Origin of the sequence: Altererythrobacter sp. CAU 1644 (genome assembly GCF_029623755.1) — a bacterium.
Lineage (GTDB): Bacteria > Pseudomonadota > Alphaproteobacteria > Sphingomonadales > Sphingomonadaceae > Erythrobacter > Erythrobacter arenosus.
This window is the reverse complement of sequence record NZ_CP121106.1, coordinates 713,542-732,320: the sequence shown is the minus strand read 5'-3', so window position 1 is coordinate 732,320 and position 18,779 is coordinate 713,542. Positions and strand designations below refer to the sequence as shown.

19 protein-coding genes are annotated in these 18,779 nt (G+C 63.6%); 9 read left to right on the top strand and 10 right to left on the bottom strand.

Annotated features, from left to right (window positions below; translation table 11 throughout):
* Positions 1–66: 66 nt before the first annotated feature.
* Positions 67–831: a class II aldolase/adducin family protein gene (locus tag P7228_RS03670; protein WP_278016867.1), complete on the top strand. Its 765-nt coding sequence runs from the start codon at positions 67–69 to the stop codon at positions 829–831.
* A 38-nt stretch (positions 832–869) separates the two neighbouring features.
* On the top strand, positions 870–1,439 hold the full coding sequence (locus P7228_RS03665) for a (2Fe-2S)-binding protein (RefSeq protein WP_278016866.1): 570 nt from the start codon (positions 870–872) through the stop codon (positions 1,437–1,439).
* Between the two features lie 3 nt (positions 1,440–1,442).
* Here the strand turns inward: P7228_RS03665 and P7228_RS03660 are convergent, their stop codons facing one another.
* Positions 1,443–3,527, bottom strand: a complete 2,085-nt coding sequence (locus tag P7228_RS03660) for a TonB-dependent receptor (protein WP_278016865.1) — start codon at positions 3,525–3,527, stop codon at positions 1,443–1,445.
* A gap of 166 nt (positions 3,528–3,693) precedes the next feature.
* Here P7228_RS03660 and P7228_RS03655 point away from each other — a divergent pair, with 166 nt between their 5' ends.
* Positions 3,694–4,038 (top strand): arsenate reductase family protein, encoded by a 345-nt coding sequence (locus P7228_RS03655; RefSeq protein WP_278016864.1) that lies wholly within the window; start codon positions 3,694–3,696, stop codon positions 4,036–4,038.
* A 9-nt stretch (positions 4,039–4,047) separates the two neighbouring features.
* Here the strand turns inward: P7228_RS03655 and P7228_RS03650 are convergent, their stop codons facing one another.
* Positions 4,048–5,442 (bottom strand): MFS transporter, encoded by a 1,395-nt coding sequence (locus tag P7228_RS03650; RefSeq protein WP_278016863.1) that lies wholly within the window; start codon positions 5,440–5,442, stop codon positions 4,048–4,050.
* A gap of 115 nt (positions 5,443–5,557) precedes the next feature.
* Here P7228_RS03650 and P7228_RS03645 point away from each other — a divergent pair, with 115 nt between their 5' ends.
* Entirely contained in the window at positions 5,558–6,208 is a 651-nt protein-coding gene (locus P7228_RS03645) for a class I SAM-dependent methyltransferase (RefSeq protein ID WP_278016862.1), read from the top strand.
* Positions 6,209–6,212: 4 nt separating this feature from the next.
* Here the strand turns inward: P7228_RS03645 and P7228_RS03640 are convergent, their stop codons facing one another.
* Positions 6,213–7,040 carry a glycerophosphoryl diester phosphodiesterase membrane domain-containing protein gene (locus P7228_RS03640; RefSeq protein WP_278016861.1) on the bottom strand — a complete coding sequence of 276 codons (828 nt, stop codon included), beginning with the start codon at positions 7,038–7,040 and terminating at the stop codon, positions 6,213–6,215.
* A 73-nt stretch (positions 7,041–7,113) separates the two neighbouring features.
* Between P7228_RS03640 and lipB the strand changes: the two genes are divergently transcribed.
* Together lipB and P7228_RS03630 are read left to right on the top strand one after the other, a co-directional pair.
* Positions 7,114–7,785 carry a lipoyl(octanoyl) transferase LipB gene (gene lipB, locus P7228_RS03635; protein WP_278016860.1) on the top strand — a complete coding sequence of 224 codons (672 nt, stop codon included), beginning with the start codon at positions 7,114–7,116 and terminating at the stop codon, positions 7,783–7,785.
* A complete protein-coding gene (locus P7228_RS03630; protein WP_278016859.1) occupies positions 7,782–8,093 on the top strand; it encodes a hypothetical protein in 312 nt (103 codons plus the stop codon). The genes lipB and P7228_RS03630 overlap by 4 nt, the downstream gene beginning before the upstream one ends.
* Positions 8,094–8,106: 13 nt before the next feature.
* Here P7228_RS03630 and P7228_RS03625 read toward each other — a convergent pair whose 3' ends face one another.
* Positions 8,107–9,210: an alkene reductase gene (locus tag P7228_RS03625; RefSeq protein WP_278016858.1), complete on the bottom strand. Its 1,104-nt coding sequence runs from the start codon at positions 9,208–9,210 to the stop codon at positions 8,107–8,109.
* Between the two features lie 67 nt (positions 9,211–9,277).
* Here P7228_RS03625 and P7228_RS03620 point away from each other — a divergent pair, with 67 nt between their 5' ends.
* On the top strand, positions 9,278–10,180 hold the full coding sequence (locus tag P7228_RS03620; protein ID WP_278016857.1) for a DMT family transporter: 903 nt from the start codon (positions 9,278–9,280) through the stop codon (positions 10,178–10,180).
* A 12-nt stretch (positions 10,181–10,192) separates the two neighbouring features.
* On the opposite strand, the gene P7228_RS03615 is transcribed toward P7228_RS03620, so the two are convergent.
* From P7228_RS03615 to P7228_RS03605, 3 genes are all read right to left on the bottom strand, one after another.
* On the bottom strand, positions 10,193–11,527 hold the full coding sequence (locus P7228_RS03615) for a DUF2254 domain-containing protein (protein WP_278016856.1): 1,335 nt from the start codon (positions 11,525–11,527) through the stop codon (positions 10,193–10,195).
* A 37-nt stretch (positions 11,528–11,564) separates the two neighbouring features.
* Positions 11,565–12,551, bottom strand: coding sequence for a quinolinate synthase NadA (gene nadA, locus P7228_RS03610; RefSeq protein WP_278016855.1), 987 nt, complete (start codon positions 12,549–12,551; stop codon positions 11,565–11,567).
* A gap of 96 nt (positions 12,552–12,647) precedes the next feature.
* Positions 12,648–13,421, bottom strand: a complete 774-nt coding sequence (locus P7228_RS03605; RefSeq protein WP_278016854.1) for a hypothetical protein — start codon at positions 13,419–13,421, stop codon at positions 12,648–12,650.
* 150 nt (positions 13,422–13,571) lie between these two features.
* Here P7228_RS03605 and P7228_RS03600 point away from each other — a divergent pair, with 150 nt between their 5' ends.
* Positions 13,572–15,188, top strand: coding sequence for a class I adenylate-forming enzyme family protein (locus P7228_RS03600; protein WP_278016853.1), 1,617 nt, complete (start codon positions 13,572–13,574; stop codon positions 15,186–15,188).
* Here P7228_RS03600 and P7228_RS03595 read toward each other — a convergent pair.
* The gene (locus P7228_RS03595; RefSeq protein WP_278016852.1) at positions 15,185–15,871 is read right to left on the bottom strand and encodes a DUF4230 domain-containing protein; all 687 of its coding nucleotides are present in this window, start codon (positions 15,869–15,871) and stop codon (positions 15,185–15,187) included. The two genes, P7228_RS03600 and P7228_RS03595, sit on opposite strands and share 4 nt — an antisense overlap.
* Entirely contained in the window at positions 15,856–16,725 is an 870-nt protein-coding gene (locus P7228_RS03590; protein WP_430732497.1) for an MBL fold metallo-hydrolase, read from the bottom strand. Before P7228_RS03590 ends, P7228_RS03595 begins: the two co-directional genes overlap by 16 nt.
* A 68-nt stretch (positions 16,726–16,793) precedes the next feature.
* On the opposite strand from P7228_RS03590, the gene glpK reads away from it, so the two are divergent.
* Positions 16,794–18,275, top strand: coding sequence for a glycerol kinase GlpK (gene glpK, locus P7228_RS03585; RefSeq protein ID WP_278016850.1), 1,482 nt, complete (start codon positions 16,794–16,796; stop codon positions 18,273–18,275).
* 2 nt (positions 18,276–18,277) lie between these two features.
* Here glpK and P7228_RS03580 read toward each other — a convergent pair whose 3' ends face one another.
* A complete protein-coding gene (locus P7228_RS03580; protein WP_278016849.1) occupies positions 18,278–18,769 on the bottom strand; it encodes a DUF1465 family protein in 492 nt (163 codons plus the stop codon).
* Between the last annotated feature and the right edge of the window lie 10 nt (positions 18,770–18,779).

The following is an 18,779-nucleotide window of genomic DNA, read 5'->3' as shown; positions in this document are numbered from 1 at the left end:
CCTTGTGTGGTGGGGCGTCCCCGTGCGATAGGTTTCATAAAGCAAGGAATCGATGAGGAGAGCGCCATGGCGACCCAGTTGAAACCCAATGTCGAATGCAGCAGCGAAGAGTGGCAGGCCCGTCTCGATCTCGCCGCATGCTATCGCATCTTCGACCATCTCGGTTGGGGCGAGAGCATCTACAACCATATTTCGGTGGCAGTGCCGGGAGAGGCAGACACCTTTCTGATCAATCCGTTCGGATTGCTTTATGACGAGGTGACCGCGTCGAACCTCGTCAAGATCGATGTCGAAGGCAACAATGTCGGCCAGTCGCAGTACATGGTGAACAAAGCGGGCTTCACCCAGCATGCCTACTTCCACAAGCATCTGGGCGAGAAGGCGACCGCCATCTGCCACGTGCACACCACCGCGACCATGGCGGTGTGCAGCCACAAGGGCGGGCTGCTGCCGACCAATTTCTATGCCTGCAATTTCCAGGGCCAGATCGGCTATCACGATTTCGAAGGCGTAACGGTCCGTCCCGAAGAGGGCGAGCGGTTGGTCGAGAACCTCGGCGACCATTCGATCCTCATGCTGCGCAACCACGGACCGGTGGTGATGGACCGGACCATTCCGGGCATGTTCGTGAAGATGTGGGCACTGCAACGCGCGTGCGAAATCCAGGTCGCGACGCTGAGCCAGGGCGAGGCCAATGTGATCTCGCAGGAAGTCGTCGACGTCCACCAGCGCGACCTCTCGGTCATGGCATCGCAGGGCGGAGCAGGCGTGTTCGATTTCGAAGCGTGGAAACGCCGCATCGACAAGATCGATTCGAGCTGGCGCAACTGATAGGCACACAGCGGAACTGAAGTAGGAGCCGCGCGCCGATGTCGCGCATGACCGTAAACGACCGTCCGGTCCAGTTCGATATGGACCCGGAAACCCCGCTCTTGTGGGCGCTGCGCGATGCAGCGAACCTCACCGGGACGAAGTATGGCTGCGGCAATGGCGACTGCCACGCATGCACCGTGATCGTCGATGGCGCTGCGCTGCGCGCCTGCCTGATCACCATCGCCGAGGCCGAGGGTCGCTTCATCACCACGATCGAGGGCCTGTCGAACGATCGCTCGCATGCGGTCCAGCAGGCGATGGTGGCCGAGCAGGCGATCCAGTGCGGGTTCTGCACGCCGGGCATCGTCATGGCGGCGGCTGCGCTGCTTCAGCGCAATAGCGCGCCGAGCGAGGCCGAGATCAAGGCGGCGCTTCCCAATATCTGCCGCTGCGGGGTCTATCCGCGGCTCGTTCGCGCCGTGCAGCGAGCCGGACGGGTGGCGCGGCGGAGCGAGACGATTAGTGCCGCTCCCGCCCCCGGCATCAGTGCCGAGGACGCAGCGCGCGCCGTACCGGCGATGCGGCCGCTCCCCCGCGACGATGCGCCGGGGAGCGAGCCGGACTAGGCATCACAGCTTGAGGCGGACACCCACGCGGGCGCTGAACGGGTCGCCCGGCTGGATGTTGTTGTCGCCGTGCGCGCTGGGATAGTAGTTCTCGTCGAACAGGTTCTCGATGTTGAGTTGCAGCGACAGCCGCTCGCTCACGTCGTAGAAGAGGGCCGCATCGACGCGGACGTAATCGGGCAGGGTCACATTCTGCGAGAAGCTCGCGAACTGCTCGCCCTGGTAGAGCAAGCCCAGCCCGAGGCCGAAGGCTTCGGTCAGGTCATATCGCGTCCAGGCGCTGAACTGGTGCCGCGGCAACTGCTGCAGGCGCGTGCCGGCGCTGGCGAAGTCGCTGTCGGAAGTCACTTTGCCGTCGAGATAGGTGTAGCCGATATTGGCGTGCCACTGCGGGGTAATCTCGCCAGCCAGGTTGAATTCGAACCCTTCGACGCGGCTCTCGCCGGTCAGCACGGTTTCGAAGGTAACCGGATCGTCGGCCTTGGTGTTCGTACGATCGAGCCGGAAGATTGCGGCGGTCAGGAACAGGTCCCGGGCCGGTGCCCACTTAAGGCCGAGCTCGTAATTGGTGAACTTCTCCGGTTCGAACGCCGAATCGCCAGGCGACAGCAGCAGGAACTGGTCCCCGGCCTGCGGCAGGAAGCTTTCGGCGTAGCTGGCGTAAACCGAGAGTGCCGGCGATGCCTTGACCACGGCACCGAAGCGCGGGCTCACCATCTCGTCGACGCGGTCGCCGGTAACGCCGTTGAGCACGTTGACCGTGTCGAGATCGAAGCGTTCCCACCGCAAGCCAGCGATCAGTTCGAGATGCTCGCCGATTTCGATCTGGTCCTGGATGTATGCAGACAGGACGGTAAGATTGCTATCGCGTTCGCGCGAAAGCGCCCCGAGCGTGGCGGTCGGATAGGCGAATTCCTCGGTCAGCGGGACGCTGGTTTCACTAAGCACGATGTTGAAGCGCCCGTTCCTGGTATCCTGGTCGAGCGCCTCGACACCTGCCAGAAGCTTGTGCCCGATTCCGCCGGTCGCGGCCTGCCACACCAGGTTTGCCTGGCCGATCAGGTTCTGGCGCTCGGTGAAATCGGCATAGCCGCTGAGCGAGACGTTCACCCCATCGGTGCCGTTGGGTAGCGCGTTGGCATAATACTTGTCGTAATCGGCATACTGGACCGAGGCGTTTGCCGAGAGCGAGTCGGAGAATTCATGCTCCAGCCGCGCGCGGGCGATGTGTACTTCGGCGGTCGCTTCGTTGAACCCAGGGACGCCGAAAAAGGTGCTGTCGAAGCCGCGCAGCGGGCCGCCATTGAGGCTCGGCAGGCCGCGGTCTGTGACGCGCTTGTCGTCATCATAGGAATAGGTCGCGATCAGGCGAGTCGCCTCGCCAAGTTCAACCGTCGCGGTGGGCGAAAAGCCGATGAAACGTCCGTCGTAAGTGTCGCGGTCGTTGTTGAACTCCTCATATACCGCGTTGATGCGCAGCGCCGCGGGCTCGGAAAGCCTGGTGTTGACGTCGCCGGCAATGGCGAAGGCGCCAAAGCTGTCGACCGAAGCGTCGAACTCGGCCGAGAAGCCATTGAGCCGGGCGGTCTTGCTCACGCGGTTGACCACCCCGCCACCGCCGCCGCGCCCGAAGATCAGCGCGTTGGCGCCCTTGAGGACCTCGACGCGCTCGACATTGTAGAGCGGCCGGTAATACTGCGCATCGTCGCGCAGACCGTCGAGATAGAAATCGGCCGTGGTTTCCTGGCCGCGCACGAAGATCTCGTCGCGATGCCCTTCGCCGGTTTCGATGCTGATGCCAGGGACATAGCGGAGCGCCTCGCCAAGTTGGCGGATCGACTGGTCTTCAAGCTGGTCTGCGGTCACGAAGGTGATGGTCTGCGGAACCTCGATCAGCGGGGTGGGAGTCTTGGTCCCGCTCGACCCGTCATCCTCGCCATAGCCCTGCCGCTCACCGGTTACGATAATGTCGCTGGGCAGGTAATCGCGATCCTCCGCGGCGGCTGCGGCATTCGCGCTGGCGACGGAGGGGACGAGGAACAGCGCAGCGGAAGAGAGGAGGGCTGCGCGACGGAAAACAGATGTCATGAAGTCACTTTCTTGCGAATCATTCTCGATTGGGATTGATGCGCTATTGAGAATAAGTCGCAATTGCAAGCGCTCGATCACGCTTGGCGGAAAAATCGATCATTGCTAGTCGCGCAGCCAAGGCAGGCGATTATGCAGGCCGGATCAAACTGCAGGAGATTCGAGAGTGAAAGCGACTATCTGGCACAATCCCAAATGTGGAACCTCGCGCAAGACGCTCGCCATCCTCGAGAACCTCTCCTCGGTCGAAGTCAGCGTCATCGAATATCTCCAGGACCCGCCAAGCCGTGAGAAACTCGAGCAGCTCTACCGTGATGCGGCGATTACGCCGCAACAGGGCCTGCGCACGCGCGGCACAGATGCGGTCGAGCGCGGATTGCCGGACGCCGATGCGGACACGGTGATCGCTGCGATGGCGGCCGACCCGATCCTGATCGAACGACCGTTGGTGGAAACCGACAAGGGCGTGCGGCTCTGCCGACCGCAGGACAAGGTGCTCGAAATCCTCTGACGCAACGGGCTAGCGCCGCTCGCGCGTGAGTTCCTCGTCGGGCGTCAGCTGCTTCCAGCCGAGAACGAATACGGCGAGGCACAGCGCCACGATTGTGGCGAAACCGATCACCTCGTGGTGGCCGTAGAGCCAGACCCCGATTGCTGGCGCCACGACATAGGCCGCGCCATTGACAGAGGCGACGATCCCGCCGACTTGGCCCTGCTCCACGCGCGTGACCGCCAAGGACGAACCCGCCGTGAAGCCAGGACGGTAGAGGCCGAAGCCGAGCGAGGCGATGGCGAAGCCCACCGCAATTGCGTGCAGGTCGCGAGCCACGGCGAAGGTGACAGTGCCCAGCGCAGCAAGGGCAACGCCCCACATGGTCGAAGATCGTGGGCCGAGCTTGAGCATGGGAATAAGGCCCCACTGCGCCAGCAGGGTGGCAATGGCCCCCGACATCAGCACGATGCCGATTGGGCCGGTCCCCGCACTTGGATCGCCCCTTAGCCCAAGCCGATCGAGAATGAAGAAGCCGATTATGCCGAGCATCGCGGCTTGGGCATGGCCGCCCAACAGGCCGGCGACCAGCCATGGACGCAGTCGCCGGTCGCGCCAGCTGAGGTCGGGTATGTGATCGGCGGGAGCCGACATGCCGCCCTGCAGGCCCTCACGCGGATCCACTTCCTCATCGTCTTCGTCCCGGCGCATGCGCGAGTTCGAACTGGCGCTGAAGGGCGCCGCGACGACATCGCCACGCGCGGCGAAGCTTGGGTCGTCGTCCGGCAGACGAAAGCGCAAGGCCACGAGAACGATCACCGCGATCATCGCGAAGGCGAAGAAAGGCCCGACCAGCCCAGTCGCCGGGAATATCAGCAGCGGAGCAAGCGCCGGGCCAATCACAGTGCCGAGGCCAAAGCTCGATGCGATCAATGCCAGCGCCTGGGTGCGCTCGCTGCGCGGTGTGCGGCTGGCGACATAGGCCTGGACCGCCGGCGGCGCGGCAGAACCGAAACCACCATAGAGACTGCGGGCCGCGGCGAAGAACAGCAATGTCGCGGCAGCGGAAATCAGCCCGTGCAGTCCGAACCAAAGCACCAACCCGCACAGGGTCATCGACGCGATGAAGCCGACCAGTCCCACCGCCATCATCGACTTGCGGCCCCTCCGATCCGACCGCCTCGCCCAGATCGGTGCGCAGATGACCCACAGCAGCGCCGACCAGGTATAGGCGAGGCTGATCCAGACGTCCGCGACCCCCAACTCGGTGCCGATCGAGGGCATGACCGACTGCATGGCGGTGTTGCCGGCTGCCGTGACGAGCATGACGAGAAACAGCAATACCATGCGCCCGCGCGAGATCGCGCGGCGGGGCGCGTGTACGAGAGGCGTGGGCAAAGGCGAATTCGGATCGGCTTCCGACATGACCTTCCTGCCGCTAGGCCAGCGCGAGCGCGCTTGCAATGCGGGGCCGCATCTGCGAGGTGCGCCAATTGCGCGCAGAGCCTGCGCCACCGATCAATCGGAGACAGTCAAACCCATGGAATCAGACGGAATCGCCCTCGGGTCGCGCGGCGGATTACGCGATCGGCTGGCACTCTACGGGGCTCAATGTTCGGTCTTCTTCCGCGGGTTCCTCGAACACCCGCGCATGGTCGGCTCGATCATTCCGTCCTCGCGCTTCACCGTGCGCAGCATGCTGGCGCCGGTCGACTGGGGCAGTTGCCGCCTGTTCGTGGAATATGGCCCAGGCATCGGCACCTTCTGCCGCCCCGTGCTGGAAAAGCTGCGCGGCGATGGAATGCTGATCGTGATCGACACCAACCCGATCTATATCGAGTATTTGCAGAAGACGATCCGCGACAAGCGGTTCCGAGCGGTGCTCGGCTCGGCTGCGGACGTCGAACAGATCGTGCGCGATCACGGTTTCGATCACGCCGATTACGTGCTGTCGGGCTTGCCTTTCTCTACGCTGCCCGCCGGCGTTGCCCCCGCGATCGCCGCCGCAACTCACCGGGTCCTGCGCCCCGGCGGAGCCTTCCTCGTCTATCAGTTCACTGCGGCTTGCCGCGAGTACATGCGCCCGCATTTCGCCCGGATCGATGCCGGGTTCGAGTGGCTCAACATACTGCCCTGCAAGCTCTTCTGGGGATGGAAGACGGCTGACGAAGGCGAGCCGGTCGCAGCCTGACGCCCTATTCGAAGGTCTCGCTCAAATTGGCGGGATTGTCGCCCGCCAATTGCTGGTGCATCGCGACCACGATCCCCGAGACCAGCATGGCGACCAGGCCGCCGACGATCCCGTTCACGATGCCCATGACGAGCAGCGATCCGGTCGAAGTCGCGGCCATCGCGCCCATCAGGCTCATCACGCCGAAGACCAGCATCGCGATCACGAAATAGGCCACGATCAAGAGTGCCCAGAACCCGAGGATCGACCACTGGCTGGGGTGGGTGATCTGCCACGACCGCTTCATCGCCGTAATCGGATTGAGCGTGTCTTCGAGCATGACGACCGGCATCACGACGCAGAAACGTGTCATGAGAAAGAGCGCCACGAAGAGAACACCAATCATCGTCAGCACCGCACCGAGCGGCCCGATCAGCGTCCCCAGCAATGCCAGCGGGACGGCGATGACCAATGCCAGGATGGCATAGGCAATCATGAACAGGATCAGGGTGCCGATCATGGTTGGGAGCGATTTTGCACCCTGCGCCAAGGCCTCCCCCACGGTCGGGCGCGCCTTGCCCATCAGGGCGACCATCGCGAGATAGCCGACAAACTGGAAGATCATGGCGAGCGCGGACCAGCCGAATATCTTGCCCATCATCCCTTCCATCATGGCAGCCATCTTTTCCGGATCGGCTGTGGGATCCATGAAGGCCGCCATATCGGGCACCGCGAGGTAGATCACGACGGCAGGCAGGAACAGGAAAACACCTGCGACCACCGCCAGCAGGCTGAAATTCGCGCCGACGAGCGAAGTCGCCTTCGACCATGTCGCATTCATGTTGAAAGCCATTCGCGTCCCCCGTCCTACCGGCAATTCGATTATGCCTCTTGATAAGCGCGTTCATTGTCCCCACGCAATCGCCATGTCAGGCGAAGCCACAACTGAGATCGAATGGAGGCGCGAATACAATCGCGTCGGTTATCGCGATGCCCTGGCCGAGATGGAGCGGCGCAATGCGGCCATCTCTGCGGGAGACGAACGCGAACTGATCTGGCTGCTCGAACATCCGCCGGTCTACACCGCGGGAACCAGCGCGGCGTCGGACGAGTTGCTCGACCCGCGGTTCGAGGTGATCGAGGCGGGGCGCGGCGGTCGCTACACCTATCACGGACCCGGACAGCGGGTCGGCTATGTGCTGCTCGACCTCAACCGGCGCGGCAAGGACGTGCGCTGCTTCGTCCATTCGATCGAGCAATGGGTGATCGCCACGCTCGCCGACTTCGGCGTCGAGAGCTGGGCAGCCGATGGTCGGGTAGGCATCTGGTGCAAGGATGTAGACGGTAGTGAGGCTAAGATAGGCGCAATCGGGGTTCGTGTACGCCGCTGGGTGACGATGCATGGTTTCTCGGTAAACCTCGCGCCCGATCTCTCCCATTTCGGGGGCATCGTGCCTTGCGGGATCGAGGAATTCGGCATTACCAGCCTCGCCAAGCTGGGCCTCGACATTTCGCCCGAACAATGGGACGAGGCGCTGATCGGCAAGGCCGATGATTTTTTCGCCATGCTCGCGAAGGAGAAGGGAACTTGCGGATGAATCCTGTCGCCGTTGGCGGCCTGTCGTTGGCACTGCTGCTGGCCGCCTGCGGAAGCGAAGCCGATGTGGCGCGCGAATCCGGCGACGCGAAGGAAGCCGAGGGCGAGATCCTCGGCGGCGCGATCAGCGACGACATGCTGCCGCTCGACAAGCTCAAGTCGCAATCGCCTCCGCTCAAACAGGAGCTTGCCGCCGGAGGCGATGCCGCGCCTGCCAGCGAGGGCGAGGATACTGACGCGGCCGAGGACGCGCCAGCCGAGGACGCCGAATCGGATCCTGACGCCGAGGCACCAGCCGACGAGGGCTAATCCCCGGTTCGGCTCAGGCGGCCTTCTCTTCCTCCATGGTCGGATAATCGATGTAGCCTGCCGGACCCGGCAGGTACCAGCTTTTGGGTATGTTGGTGTTCGGCGCCCATCCCGCCCCAACGCGGATGCGTTCGGCCAGGTCGGGGTTCGAGATATAGGGGCGACCGAAGCTGACTGCATCGCAGCGCCCGGCCTCGATATCGGCAACCGCCGTGGCGGCATCATAGTCCGAATTCAGGATCAGCGGGCCCGAGTAGATCTGACGGATCATCGGGCTTTGCTTGGGCACATCGGTCGCACCAAATGTGCCATCGGGACCGGCCTCGCGCAGTTCGAGGAAACCGAGGCCGAGTTCCTCGATCACGCGCGCGGCGGCACCGAAGGTCGCGGCCGGGTCGCTGTCATCGCACCCCTGCGTTTCGCCATTGGGCGACAGGCGGATGCCGACGCGATCCGCGCCCCACACATCGATCAGCGCTTCGAGCACTTCGCGCATGAAGCGGGTCCGGTTTTCGGGGCTTCCGCCATATTCGTCATCGCGCAGATTGGTGCTGTCGCGCAGGAACTGGTCGACCAGATAGCCATTCGCGCCGTGCAACTGGACGCCGTCGAAGCCCGCCTTCTTCGCGTTCTCGGCAGCGCGGCGATAGTCTTCGACCACGCGCGGAATCTCGTCCTTGTCCAGTCCACGCGCCGGTTCGTGCGGCTTGCGGCCATTCGGAGTGTGGGCATGATCGGGTGCCTTGGTGGCGCTGGCCGATACGGGCGGTTCGCCGCCCAGGAAGTCCGGATGGACCAGCCGGCCCATGTGCCACAATTGCAGTACGATCTTGCCGCCAGCCTCGTGCACGGCTTCGGTCGTGAGCTTCCAGCCTTCAGTCTGCGCGTCGCTCCACACACCTGGAGCCGCAAACCAGCCCGAGCCTTCGACACTGATCCCGGTCGCTTCGCTGATGATCAGGCCGGCACCGGAACGCTGTCCGTAATAGGTCGCCATCATCTCGTTCGGGATAGATCCCGGCTGGGTCGAGCGACCGCGCGTAAGCGGTGCCATGAAAATACGGTTCTTCGCCTCGATCGCACCGAGCTTGAGCGGCTGGAACAGCGTGTCATGCATGGGCAAATATTCCCCTGTTGCCTCGTTTGATCTTCGCACTTGGGGATTTGGTGGCTAGGGCGCAACCATGGAAAAAGAGGGGGATCAAAAAGCGGATCTTTCTGCGCCGCGGAGCTGGCTGCTGCTCGCGGCGCTCCTGACAGGCAATGCCGCGCTCGCGCTGGGACCATGGTTCGTGCGGCTGGCAGACACCGGCCCGGTATCTGCGGCCTTCTGGCGGCTTTTCCTGGCGCTACCGTTCCTTGCCCTGTTCGCCAGATTCTCAGGTCAGGCGCTGACCGGGATCCCCCGCCGCACGCTAATGTTTGTCGCGATCGGAGCGCTGGCGTTCGGGCTCGATCTGGCCAGCTGGCATGTCGGGATCGGGTTCACGCGGCTCAGCAATGCGACGCTGTTCGGCAATGCCGGATCGATCATCCTGCTGTTCTGGGGCTTCTTCGTCGCTCGAATGCTGCCCAAGGGCAAGGAATGGCTGGCGATCCTGTTTGCGCTTTCGGGTGCCGGGATCCTGTTGGGGCGCAGCCTCGAAATTTCCTTCGCCTCGCTTGTCGGCGACCTGTTCTGCCTAACGGCTGGCGTGCTTTACGCGGTCTATCTCATCACCTTGCAGGATGCGCGGCGCGGGATCGGCTCGTGGAGCCTGCTGACCTGGGTGAGCATCTTCGCCAGCCCTGTCATTCTCGCTCTCGCCATCGCGCTGGGGGAACCGGTCTGGCCGACCGACTGGACTCCGATCCTGATCCTGTTCGTCACCAGCCAACTCATCGGCCAGGGATTGATGGTGTTCTCGCTGCGCCATTTCCCGCCGCTGGTGATCGGCATGGCGCTGCTTACCCAACCGGCGATCGGGGCGCTGGTCGGCTATCTCGTCTTCGGCGAGATCCTGGTGCCGCTCGACATCGTCGGCATGGTGCTGCTCGGCAGCGCGCTGGTCGTGTCGCGCACTGCGACGCCGCGCGTCAGGGCCTGACCGCCGGGAAGATCATTGCGCTGACGCGTCGTCCCAGAAATCGCGTCCGAACTTGCGCGCATGGTCCTCGAACCGGGTAAGGTCGGGGCCGACCAACACGGTGCGTGCCTGCGCCACCAGCAACTCGCCCTCGCGCCGCAATATGCCCTGACGCAGGTTGTCGCCGATCGGCGTGGCGGCATTGGCAAGAGTGTCGAGCATGACCTCGGCGGCGATGGGTGACGTCGCCACCGCGCTGCGGATCGAGCCGAAGCCGCGATCGACATAGTGCTGGAAATCGTCGGGCAGTGGGATCACCGGGCAATCGTCTGCATCTTCCCCGCAGATATCCTTCCGCAGGTCGCGGCGGCCGATCTCGGAGGTGGCGGCGCCGAGCCAATGCAAGGCGGTGATCGCGGTGAAGGGATCGTTGATGCCGGGGGACAGGGCGCGCAGGCCGATCTCGACCAGCTCGTCGATCAGGAATTGCGGATCCTGCTCGGGCGTGCGCGACGGGCCGAGCGTGAAGCACTTGCGTACGCGGTCTTCGATAGTGTCAGGCGCGCACCCTTCGACTTCCATCAGCGTGAGGTCCCGGTGCAGGAAATCGCCGGTCCGCACCTTGAGCGAGAAGATACAGCCGCAATCGCGCGCGATCTTCGCGAGGTCCTCGAAATCGATCATCTGGACATAGCCGGTACCCCAGGCTTTGAGCGGTTCGCCACCTGGCTGGTCGAGCGCTTCGGAAAAACGGTCCTCAATCGGGTAGGTTTTGCGGATCGCCCCCAGCAGGCGTTCGCCGATACCTTCGAGCACCTTGTTGATACGGATCGAGGAGGGGATGTGATTGAGGAAAAACACCAGCACCGCCACGCACACCGCCATCAAAAGATAGGCGACGAGCAGTGAAAGCTGGGGCGTGAAGCCGGGCAGGGCAGTTGCCGCGGCATCGGCGCCTGATGCGGGCGTTTCGTCCTCGGCACGCACGCTGCGCAACACGATCAGGGCATAAACGAAGCTGCCGATGAAGGTCGCCAGGCTGAACTGGTTGCCGCGATCCTCCATGAAGTTGGTGAGCAGGCGCGGGCCGTAATTGCCGCTGGCATAGGCGACCGCTGCGATGGTGATCGAGAACACGGTCGAGGCGACCCCGATCATGCTGCCGGCCATTACGGTGAGCATGTCGGCCGCGCCCTTGGGCCGGGCAGGCACCAGCCAATCGACGTCGTTGACCCACTCGGCCGATCCCGACCGGTCGAGCCAGATCATGGTGAAGGCGAGGAGCGCCGCTATCAGCGAGAACAGCGCCGGATAGAACCAGTAGTTGGCGTTGAGGCGCGCCCAGAGAAACTTAATTTCAGCGGTCATCCAGGGCTAAACGCGCGGATGCGGGGTTGGTTGCGAGTCAAACCTTGCCCAGGTCGCCCTTGCCAATCGTGCCGCTGGCCATCTCCAGCATGCGGTCTAGGCTCTGCTTGGCCTTGAGGCGCAGTCCCTCCTCGATCTCGATCCGCGGCTCGAGGTCGCGCAGCGCGGCGTAGAGCTTCTCCATCGTGTTGAGCGCCATGTAGGGGCAGATGTTGCAGCTGCAGTTGCCGTCCGCTCCCGGCGCACCGATGAAGTTCTTCTCCGGCAGCGCCTTTTCCATCTGGTGGATGATGTGCGGCTCGGTCGCGACGATCAGCGTGTCGCCTTCGAAAGTCTTGGCGAATTGCAGGATGCCGCTGGTCGAGCCGACATAGTCGGCATGGTCGACGATGGTCGGCGGGCATTCGGGATGCGCCGCGATGGGCGCACCCGGATACTGTTCCTTGAGCTTGAGCAGCTCGGTCTCGCTGAAAGCCTCGTGCACGATGCACACGCCGGGCCACAGCAGCATTTCGCGGTCGAATTTGCGGCTGAGATAGCCGCCGAGGTGCCGGTCGGGGCCGAAGATGATCTTTTGGTCCTTGGGGATCTGCTGCAGGATCGTTTCCGCGCTCGAACTGGTGACGATCACGTCGCTGAGCGCTTTCACCTCGGTCGAACAGTTGATGTAGGTCAGCGCGATGTGATCGGGGTGCGCCTCGCGGAATGCCTTGAACTTATCGGGTGGGCACGAATCCTCGAGTGAGCAGCCCGCGTCCATGTCGGGCAGGACCACGATCTTTTCAGGGCTGAGGATCTTGGCCGTATCGGCCATGAACTTGACCCCGCAAAAGGCGATGACATCGGCGTCAGTTTCCGCCGCCATCTGGCTGAGTTGGAGCGAATCCCCCACGAAATCGGCGATGTCCTGGATATCGGGCGTCTGGTAGTAATGCGCCAGGATCACCGCGTTGCGCTCCTTGCGCAGGCGATCGATCTCGGCGAGCAGGTCCTCGCCGGTGGGGATTTTGGTCTCGACGCTCATTCACATTTTCCCGTCAGCTTATGGGGATTTGCACCCCTCTATAGAACCAACACATGGGAAGGCGAGTGCGTTCCGTCAAACAGTCGGTGCGCCGGATCACATGCTGAAGCCGGGCGGCAGGAAGGCCTCCATCGGTCGTTCGGCTCCTGGCGTGCCGGCGATCACCTGTTCGGTGAGTGAGATTCCGAGCGGGCTGTAAGCGATAAGGTCGGCAATGATCTGTCCACCAAGGATAAGCCCTACGCCCCAGAACCAGGCGGGGTGGATCTTGCCGCTCCGGCGGTAATCGGCAATCATCCCAATTACAGGGAACAGTATCGTCACCAGCACCATGATCCGCCACGCATGCGGAATTAGCAGTGGCATCGGCAGGAGGCGCCCGAGACCCGGTCCGGTGAGGATGGCCATGGCGCAAAACATCAGGCGGCGGTGCCAGCCCGAATAGCGCCGCGCGCGCAGGGCGGCGAGGCCCAGCCCGCCAAAGATCAGCAGTTGCAATGTGTTGCTTATCATGAATTCGTTGACGTCGAAGAAGAACGGTCCTCCGGTCCGGCGCATGACCACGAACATGATCGTAAAGCCCATCACCACCATCAGCGGAATCCAGAGATAGGCGATCTGGCCAAGCCGTTTGTGCAGCGCGATATTGCCCCCGGCGATGAAAGTGTTCTGGGCAAGGTAGATTCCGACCCAGGCGAAGAACACCATCCCGTGGACGTGGAATTGCCATGGCACGGCGAAGGTCGAACGGCCCATCGCCAGATTGACCACGAAGCCCGCCGTTATGATGGTGCACATGACCCAGGCCATGATGCGGAAAAAGCGCGTGTCGTCGGTCGCGCTATGCGGTTTCTCAGCCATCGTGGCCATCTGCTTGTCTCCTCCCCCCAAAGTTCCAAGCGACCGGATTTTCTCTTTCGGCGAAAATACTTGCGCACCTAATCAGCGTCAATCGCCCTGTCGCGCTCGTCCTATTGTATGGAAACGACATGCGTAAACTGTCGCGCGGGAGAGGCAGTAATGTATGACGTTCAACTGAGCGAAGCGCATTTTGCGGCTCAGTCCGGCACGCCCCTACGCGAATTGACCATCGGCGGCTTGCTGCGCCAGCAGGCGCAGGAGCGCGGCGATCAGCTCGCGCTGCGCGAACTCTGTCCCGATGGCACCATGGGCCGCGAGTGGTCCTTCACCGAGCTGCTGGCCGATTGCGAGAAGCTCGGCCGCGCGCTGGCCTCGCGCCATGCGCCCGGCGCGCGGATCGCGATCTATGCGATGAATTGCCCCGAGTGGGTGCTGACGCAATTCGGCGCCGCGCTGGCCGGCTTGACGGTGGTGACGGTCAATCCCGCCTATATCGCCAAGGAACTGCGCTACGTGCTCAAACAGTCCGGAGCGGTGGCGATCTACCACGGCAACCAGGCCCGCGGGACACCGCTGGCGCCGGTGGTGGCCGAGGCTTGCGCGGATCTGCCGCAGGTCGCGACAAGGATGGATTTCACGGTCCTCAACGATCTTTTCGCCGGCCACGAAGCGGGCGAACTCGCGGAGCTCGACCCGCACGGCGTGCTCCAGATCCAGTATACCTCGGGCACGACCGGATTTCCCAAGGGAGTCCAGATCCGTCACTGGTCGGTGCTGCAGAACAACACCGACATGATGCGGCGCTGGGGCTGCGAGCCGGGCGACGCCAATCTGACCCCCACGCCCCTGTTCCACGCCGGGTCCTCGTGCTTCCTGTTCGGCTGTCTGGGAATGGGCATGACTTTCATCCCGATGCCGCATTTCGATCCCGCCATGCAGATCGAGACGATCGAGCGCGAGAAGGTGCAATATACCGGTGGCGTTCCCACCATGCTGACGATGATCGTCGACGAGCTGGAGCGCAATCCGCGCGACGTCTCCTCGGTCCGTGCGCTGATGTCGGGGGCGGCGATGGTCGCACCGGAACTGGCGCGCAAGGCCGAAAGGCTGTTCGGCGCCCCGCTGGTCGTGATCTACGGCCAGACGGAAAGCGCAGTCGCAATCACGCTCGGCCAATTGACCGACAGCGATCCAGACCGCCGCGAGACGATCGGCCAGCCCATGCCGCACCTGGAGGTTTCGATCCGGAGCGTCGACGACAATTCGACTTGCGCAGTGGGCGAGCAGGGCGAGATCTGCGCGCGCGGTTACAACATCATGATCGGCTACAACGACAATGCCGAAGCGACCGCACAGACCATCGACTCCGACGGCTGGCTCCACACCGGCGATCTCGGCACGATGGACGAGCGGGGCTATGTGAAGATCACCGGGCGGGTGAAGGAAATGATCATTCGCGGCGGCGAGAACCTGTTTCCGGCCGAAATCGAAAACGCCATGCTCGAACACCCAGCCGTGTTCGAAGTCGCTGTGGTGGGCATTCCCGACGAGAAATGGGGCGAGATCGTCGCCTGCTTCATGCGGAAGGCCGAAGGGCATGAGCGTCCCGACGAAGCCGAGCTGAGGGCGTTCATCCGCGAGCGTCTATCGCCGCAAAAGACCCCGAGCATCTGGATCTGGGTCGAGCAATATCCGATGACCGGATCGGGCAAGATCCAGAAGTTCGCACTGCGAAACGCCTATTTGTCGGGCAAGTACGAGGAAGAACCCGCCTAGTTCGGGGCGGCTTGACCTTCGAACATCACTTCAACCTTGGCATCGTCAAACCCTGCCACCTGGAGCGGGATGGCGAGGTTCTGGCGCACCGCCTCCTTGGCCGCCACCCGCGCCAGGCCCAGCACCTCCGGGTTCTTGGCGAAGGCGCTCGCCCGCTCTTCAGCGATCTTGGAATTGTTGCGCGACAGGTCGGCACTCGCGTCGCGCGTGACATAGGTGCCTTCGGTAAAGACCCGCGCCTTCGCCTCGTCGAGATTGGGGCGCGAAATGCGCAGCGGGGGCAGGGTGACCTGCAGCGTGTCGCTGGCCTCGTCCCAGGCGAACCGGTCGCGATCCATGCTCGCCAGGTCGAGCCGGTATTCGACTGTCGCGGGAATTATCGCTGCCTGGCGCGACTTAAGCAGGTCAAACCCGGCGATGCCGCGCGTATCGACGCTTTCGGCGACCACTTCGAACCGCGACGAGAAAACGGTCAGTGAGTTCTGCTTCTGAAAGGCCAGCATGGCGCTGCCGACCGGATCTCCTTCCTCCTGTTCGAAGAAGGCCTTCCAGCCCAGCCATGCGGTTGCAGCGATCAGCAGGATGACGATCAGCCACGGCACCGCCTGGACGCGCGCGAGCGACTGTTCACGATGGACTTCAGGTTGAACCGTCGGTTCGCGGGTTTTCAGATCGTCTTCCATACATGTTCAGAACGAGCGACCAGCCCGCGGCGTTCCAAATCGATCAAATGCGCTTCGACGCTCATCTGCGCGGCCTTGTTGAGGCGCGGGTCGAGCCCCTTGTACATCTCGGGGATGAAATCGGGGATCGGTCGTGCGCGTTCGCCCAGCAAGCGCAGGATCTGGTTCTCGCGCTGGCGACGATGGCCGATCATCCCGCGAACGAGTTGCTGCGGCTTGGTGATCGGTTCGCCATGGGCGGAATAATAGACCGTGTCCCCGCGCGATTGCAGGCGTTCGAGGCTCTTCATGTAGTGGCCCATGTCACCGTCGGGTGGGATCACCACGCTGGTGGACCAGCCCATGACGTGATCGCCGGTGAAGAGCGCGCCGCTCTCCTCGAGCGCGAAACACAAGTGGTTCGAGGTGTGCCCGGGCGTATGGACTGCGCGCAGTGTCCAGCCGGGCCCGGTCATTGCCTCCCCGTCCTCGAGCACGCGATCGGGCGCATAGGTCGGATCGAACGCCTCGTCCGAGCGCGGCAGGTCGCTCTCGATGACCAGGGGTGCACAGCCGACGATCGGCGCGCCGGTGCGTTCGGCCAGTGGCGCGGCGGCGGGCGAATGGTCGCGGTGGGTGTGCGTACACATTATCGCGGTGACTTGGGCATCGCCTACCGCCGCAAGGATCGCTTCGATGTGCGCCTCGTCGGCGGGTCCGGGATCGATCACTGCGACCTTGTCCTCCGCCCCGACGATGTAGGTTTGCGTTCCGGTGAAAGTATAGGGCGAAGGATTGGGCGCGAGGACGCGCCGCACCAGCGGCTCGAGCTGCTCGGCAATGCCGGTGGGCCAGGGTTCGGGAGGCAGGGCCATGACTTGCATATGGAGATGAAGCTGGCAGAAGTCACGCCTGCGCCTTTTCCAGGCCAAGAGGAGAGAGAATGTCCGAACTTATCCTGGTCCTCGACGAGGGAACGACCTCGACGCGCGCGATGTTGTTCGGGCTCGACGGGAAATTCCACGGCAGTGCGCAGCAGGAAATCACCCAGCATTACCCCAAGGCGGGCTGGGTCGAACACGACGCCGGCGAGATCTGGGAACGGACGCTCGCCTGCGCGCGGGAGGTGGTCGAGCAAGCCGGGGGCGCCGACCGGATAGCCTGCATCGGCATCACCAATCAGCGTGAAACCGTGGTCGCCTGGGACAGAAATACCGGTATGCCGCTCGCCCGAGCGATCGTTTGGCAGGATCGCCGGACCGCGGAGTTTTGCGCCCAGTTGCGGGATGACGGACACGAGGACGATGTCCAGCGCCGCACCGGCTTGCTTCTCGACCCCTATTTCTCCGGTACGAAAATGCGCTGGCTGCTCGACAACGAACCTGCCGTCCGCAGTGCAGCGAAGGCCGGAACGTTGGCCTTCGGAACGATCGAGAGCTGGCTGACCTACAAGCTGACCGGCGGCCCGGATTCAGGAGCGCACGTCACTGATGCCAGCAACGCCAGCCGCACCTTGCTGCTGGAACTGGGCGGGGCCGATTTCGACGATGGGCTTTGCGAACTGCTCGGCGTGCCGCGAGCGGCGCTGCCGCGGGTGATCGATAATGCCGGCGAACTCGGCGTGGCGAGGGAGGACATGCTCGGGGCCGCGATCCCCATCACCGGTATGGCGGGCGACCAGCAGGCGGCGACCATCGGCCAGGCCTGCCTTACGCCGGGCGAGACCAAGGCGACTTACGGCACCGGTGCGTTCGTCCTTACCAACAAGGGCGGCGAAATTCCCACTTCCGACAACCGGCTGCTCGGCACGGTGCTCTACCAGCTTGCGGGCGCGCGGACTTACGCGATCGAAGGCTCGGTGTTCGTCGCGGGCAGCCTTGTTCAATGGCTCAGGGACTCGCTCGGGATCGTCGAGGTCGCCTCGCAGACCGAGGAACTCGCGCGCTCGGTCGAAGACACCGGCGGCGTCACCATCGTCCCGGCGCTTGCAGGGCTAGGGGCGCCGCATTGGAACGCGGAAGCGCGCGGGGTCATCACCGGGCTAAGCTTCCACAGCGGCAAGGCGGAACTCGCGCGCGCGGCGCTGGAGGCAATGGCGCATCAGACGCACGATTTGGCGACAGCCTTTGCCGCCGACGGCGCCCGCTGGGAAACGCTCAAGATCGACGGCGGGATGAGCGCCAACGACTGGATGGCGCAAGACCTCGCCGATGTTCTCAACCTGCCGGTCGAGCGCCCCGAGTTCGTCGAGACGACAGCACTGGGCGCGGCGATGCTGGCGGCGGTCGGGGCGGGACTGCATCCCGATCTCGCAACTGCAGGCAAGGAGATGCGCGGCACATTGAGCCGGTTCTCTCCGAACATGGAGGACGGGGTGCGGCAGGAACGGCTGGCGCGCTGGCGCAAGGCGCTCAGCGCAGCATAGCGCTATCCGCCGAGGCGGTGTTCCCCGGCGCGCACTTCGCGCGCCATCATCTCGCGCCCGATCCGCTCGTGCAGCTTGCGCACGGTCGGCTGCACTTCGAAGCCGTCGCGCCATGCCTTGTCGAGCCGCGCAATCCGGCTGTGCAGCCGGACTGTCTCGTCGATCAGTTCGCGGGTCGGGATCTCGAGCAGGGCGAGATCCTCGGCGCGCGACGGGCGATCTTCCGGCAGGCGGCTGTGCTTGCGCAATTGGGTCTCGGTCAATTCACCCGAGAAATAGGCCCGCTGGTTGAGCAGCCAGGCCAGCACATGCATCATGCGCGTGGTCGCCTTGAGCCCTTCGCTCGAGAGCGCGAGGCGCAGCAGATCGCTCGCTTCCGGGTCGACCTCGTGCATCCCGAGCGCGAAGACGGCGCGAACTTCGTCCGCGAGCATCAGCGCTTCGGTGTAAAGCGTCTCGATAATCGGACGCGACAGGTCGCTCGAATGTGACATCGGTGTAAAA

What these genes read in the sequence shown, in the direction of transcription:
- P7228_RS03670 (WP_278016867.1), top strand. Translation starts at nt 67, where the DNA reads ATGGCGACCCAGTTGAAACCCAATGTCGAATGCAGCAGCGAAGAGTGG.
- P7228_RS03665 (WP_278016866.1), top strand. Translation starts at nt 870, where the DNA reads ATGTCGCGCATGACCGTAAACGACCGTCCGGTCCAGTTCGATATGGAC.
- P7228_RS03660 (WP_278016865.1), bottom strand. Translation starts at nt 3,527, where the DNA reads ATGACATCTGTTTTCCGTCGCGCAGCCCTCCTCTCTTCCGCTGCGCTG.
- P7228_RS03650 (WP_278016863.1), bottom strand. Translation starts at nt 5,442, where the DNA reads ATGTCGGAAGCCGATCCGAATTCGCCTTTGCCCACGCCTCTCGTACAC.
- P7228_RS03645 (WP_278016862.1), top strand. Translation starts at nt 5,558, where the DNA reads ATGGAATCAGACGGAATCGCCCTCGGGTCGCGCGGCGGATTACGCGAT.
- P7228_RS03640 (WP_278016861.1), bottom strand. Translation starts at nt 7,040, where the DNA reads ATGGCTTTCAACATGAATGCGACATGGTCGAAGGCGACTTCGCTCGTC.
- lipB (WP_278016860.1), top strand. Translation starts at nt 7,114, where the DNA reads ATGTCAGGCGAAGCCACAACTGAGATCGAATGGAGGCGCGAATACAAT.
- P7228_RS03630 (WP_278016859.1), top strand. Translation starts at nt 7,782, where the DNA reads ATGAATCCTGTCGCCGTTGGCGGCCTGTCGTTGGCACTGCTGCTGGCC.
- P7228_RS03625 (WP_278016858.1), bottom strand. Translation starts at nt 9,210, where the DNA reads ATGCATGACACGCTGTTCCAGCCGCTCAAGCTCGGTGCGATCGAGGCG.
- P7228_RS03620 (WP_278016857.1), top strand. Translation starts at nt 9,278, where the DNA reads ATGGAAAAAGAGGGGGATCAAAAAGCGGATCTTTCTGCGCCGCGGAGC.
- P7228_RS03615 (WP_278016856.1), bottom strand. Translation starts at nt 11,527, where the DNA reads ATGACCGCTGAAATTAAGTTTCTCTGGGCGCGCCTCAACGCCAACTAC.
- nadA (WP_278016855.1), bottom strand. Translation starts at nt 12,551, where the DNA reads ATGAGCGTCGAGACCAAAATCCCCACCGGCGAGGACCTGCTCGCCGAG.
- P7228_RS03605 (WP_278016854.1), bottom strand. Translation starts at nt 13,421, where the DNA reads ATGGCCACGATGGCTGAGAAACCGCATAGCGCGACCGACGACACGCGC.
- P7228_RS03600 (WP_278016853.1), top strand. Translation starts at nt 13,572, where the DNA reads ATGTATGACGTTCAACTGAGCGAAGCGCATTTTGCGGCTCAGTCCGGC.
- P7228_RS03595 (WP_278016852.1), bottom strand. Translation starts at nt 15,871, where the DNA reads ATGGAAGACGATCTGAAAACCCGCGAACCGACGGTTCAACCTGAAGTC.
- P7228_RS03590 (WP_430732497.1), bottom strand. Translation starts at nt 16,725, where the DNA reads ATGGCCCTGCCTCCCGAACCCTGGCCCACCGGCATTGCCGAGCAGCTC.
- glpK (WP_278016850.1), top strand. Translation starts at nt 16,794, where the DNA reads ATGTCCGAACTTATCCTGGTCCTCGACGAGGGAACGACCTCGACGCGC.
- P7228_RS03580 (WP_278016849.1), bottom strand. Translation starts at nt 18,769, where the DNA reads ATGTCACATTCGAGCGACCTGTCGCGTCCGATTATCGAGACGCTTTAC.